General features: G+C 45.9%; 3 protein-coding genes. 1 reads left to right on the top strand and 2 read right to left on the bottom strand.

Going from position 1 to position 2,998, the window contains the following annotated elements; genetic code table 11:
• Together moaC and moaA are read right to left on the bottom strand one after the other, a co-directional pair.
• Positions 1 to 755 (bottom strand): cyclic pyranopterin monophosphate synthase MoaC (gene moaC, locus U9P07_10005; GenBank protein ID MEA2109738.1); only part of this gene is annotated, 755 nt, incomplete at its 3' end.
• Positions 756 to 772: 17 nt separating this feature from the next.
• Positions 773 to 1,765, bottom strand: a complete 993-nt coding sequence (moaA, locus tag U9P07_10000) for a GTP 3',8-cyclase MoaA (GenBank protein ID MEA2109737.1) — start codon at positions 1,763 to 1,765, stop codon at positions 773 to 775.
• A gap of 470 nt (positions 1,766 to 2,235) precedes the next feature.
• Here moaA and aroF point away from each other — a divergent pair.
• Positions 2,236 to 2,998: 3-deoxy-7-phosphoheptulonate synthase (gene aroF, locus U9P07_09995; GenBank protein ID MEA2109736.1), on the top strand; the 763-nt coding region annotated here is incomplete at its 3' end.

The following is a 2,998-nucleotide window of genomic DNA, read 5'->3' as shown; positions in this document are numbered from 1 at the left end:
GCCTTCACCACTGACAAAGATACCGTCCCTTGACCAGGACCTGGAGGCAATAATTTAAGCACTGACTCCCCCAATAGAAAAACTCCTGATGCCGGCCAGCAGGGCATTTCCTCCGCCTCGAAATGGACCAATGATCCCGGCAAACGATCCATGACAAGGCGAGCTTGTCCTTTTGCATCATCCTGACATTCCAAAAAGTAAGCATTGCCTTCCTTCGTTAGCCTTATTTCCATTCCCAGCCGCAATTCAACTGGGATGGAAATGGTTACCGAAACAGCGAAATCAGGGTTCAGATAATGGCCACTCCGACCTCCACATTTTTCCAGCAGGGTGATGGAATCTATAGACATCCGTTTATCAACCGCTTTGCACATATCATAAACGGTCAATGCCGCCACCGATACCGCCGTCAAAGCCTCCATTTCAACCCCGGTTTTCCCCCTAACCCTCGCCTCGGCAATGATAATAATTCTTTTTTCATCCACCAACGGTAGCAATTCAACCCCCACATGGCTCACGGGAAGCGGATGACAGAGAGGAATCAAAGTAGCCGTTTGTTTAGCGGCCATAATCCCGGCAATTCTGGCTGCAGCCAGCACATCACCTTTGATGAAGGCACCGGAGGTTACCTTTTCTATGGTATGTTTTGCCATATGCACCTGCCCCCACGCCCGGGCAAGCCGACTGGTTTCATCTTTAGCTCCAACATCAACCATCTGTACATAACCACGTTCATCCAAATGGCTCAAAGACATATCCATTTTCTCCTCCATCACCCTCCGATTGAGGACATCACCCGCACACACTTTTTCACCGTATTACAGCTAATTCCATGAGATTCGGGCTTTTCAGCCAGAGCCTCAAAAAATAACGCACGGATGGCATCCGCATCGGCACCATGACGCAAACGATTCTTTAAATCAAACTCAATATCAGCCAACAGGCAGGGACGCAAACGACCATCAGCGGTTATTCTTACCCGGTTGCAACGGTCACAGAAATGATTGGACAAGGCACTGATAAAACCAATCCGACCCTGGCCGCCTTTCAGGAAAAAAACTTTGGCCGGCCCAGCAAAATCATCCCTAGGAACCGGCGATAAGGGTCCATAAACTTCTTCTATCTGCCGGCGAATCTCATGCACCGGTATAAATTGGTCGGCCTGCCAGTCGGTATCCGAACCAATCGGCATATACTCAATAAATCTGACATGAACCGGGAGTCTTTCCGCCAGAGCGGCAAAGTCAATAATTTCATCATCGTTAAAACCATGCATGGCAACCACATTAATTTTCACCGGAGAAAATCCCAGTGACAACGCGGCTTCAATTCCGTTCATAACCTGGGGAAAATAATTCCTGCGGGTAATGTAGGAAAATTTATCCGGCTTCAAGGTATCCAGACTGATATTTATCCGGGAAAGACCGGCATCACGGAGCAACCTTCCCTTCTCTGTCAACAACACCCCATTAGTAGTCAGGCTGATGTCGCGAATTCCATTAATATCATTAATCCAACCAATCAGCTGATTCAGATCCTTTCGAACCAATGGTTCACCGCCGGTTAGCCTCACCTTATCAATCCCAACCGGCACCAAGGCTCTGATAACCGTCAGGATTTCCTCATAACGCAGAACATCCTGGTGATTCAAAAGGGGAAACTGTTCTTCGGGGGTACAGTAACGACACCGAAGATTGCACCGATCAGTTACAGAAATGCGTAAGTAGCTGATTTTTCTACCAATACTGTCATTAAGAACATTCATAGACAACCAGAAGAACAGCAAATACTGTTGATAGTTTCAATCGTTAAGGCTCATTTAACATCTAACATCGATATCACCTACGGTCAACAGCTTTTGGAAGCAGAATTGTCGACCAGGAAACCATTGATAAAAAACCACATATAAAGTCTGAAAGCATCCTGTACTTGACAATTATCTCAGAAAATTACTTGATTTTAAGGTCATCGTATGATAGTTTGGATCGACTTGTGGAAAAATTTCTTTTATTGAACAAACAGATGCAAATGAAAAATATGTTTAAAATATTTTGGCACTATTATTATTTTGGCAATCCCCATCCATACCCGAAGGTATAGAAATACCAGCTGGTAGTGGATGGGGAGCACCCGTTCACTGCCTTGATCGTGCAATAATGTAGGCCGTGAACAATTTGTTCCCGGCCTTTATTATTTGTACAACCCTAAACGGTCCAAGCGCACGAGGAGAACACTATGATTCTGGTATTAAAACCCCAAGCGACAGATGAAGACATCAATGCTGTTGCCCAAAAGATCGAAGATCTGGGATTTAAACCTCATATCAGTCGAGGTAAATATAAAACTATTATCGGGGTCATTGGTAAAAACGGGGTTTCCTTACCCGGCAATGCCTCCAGTGAGCTGGCAAATCATCTCCAGGTCGATATGGTCATTCCCATCATGGAACCTTACAAACTGGCCAGCCGGGAAGTTTCAGTTGATAACACGGTTATTCAACTGGGGGATGTCAAGATTGGTGAAGGGCATTTTACGGTCATGGCAGGGCCTTGCGCGGTTGAATCCCGTGAGCAACTATTGGAAACGGCCAAAGGGGTTAAACAACATGGTGCCAGTATTTTACGGGGTGGGGCCTTTAAACCGCGAACATCACCTTATGATTTCAGTGGCCTCGAGGTAGAAGGACTGCGACTTTTGCGGGAAGCCAGCCAAGTCACTGGACTACCCATAGTAACAGAATTACTTCGTGAACGTGACATGGACCAGATTGAAAAATATGCCGATATCATTCAAATTGGAGCCCGCAATATTCAAAATTTTTCCCTCCTGCGTTTAGTGGGAAAAAGCAGCAAACCAATTCTGTTAAAACGCGGGATGTCCACTACGATCAAAGAATTACTGATGTCGGCGGAATATATCCTTGCCGAGGGAAATCCTCAGGTTATTCTTTGTGAACGGGGAATCAGAACGTTTGAAACCGCAACCAGGAGCACCCTTG

Source organism: Pseudomonadota bacterium, from assembly GCA_034660915.1.
GTDB lineage: Bacteria > Desulfobacterota > Anaeroferrophillalia > Anaeroferrophillales > Anaeroferrophillaceae > DQWO01.
The sequence above is the reverse complement of the archived record's forward strand: the minus strand, read 5'-3'. Positions and strand labels throughout refer to the sequence as shown.

What these genes read in the sequence shown, in the direction of transcription:
- moaA (MEA2109737.1), bottom strand. Translation starts at nt 1,765, where the DNA reads ATGAATGTTCTTAATGACAGTATTGGTAGAAAAATCAGCTACTTACGC.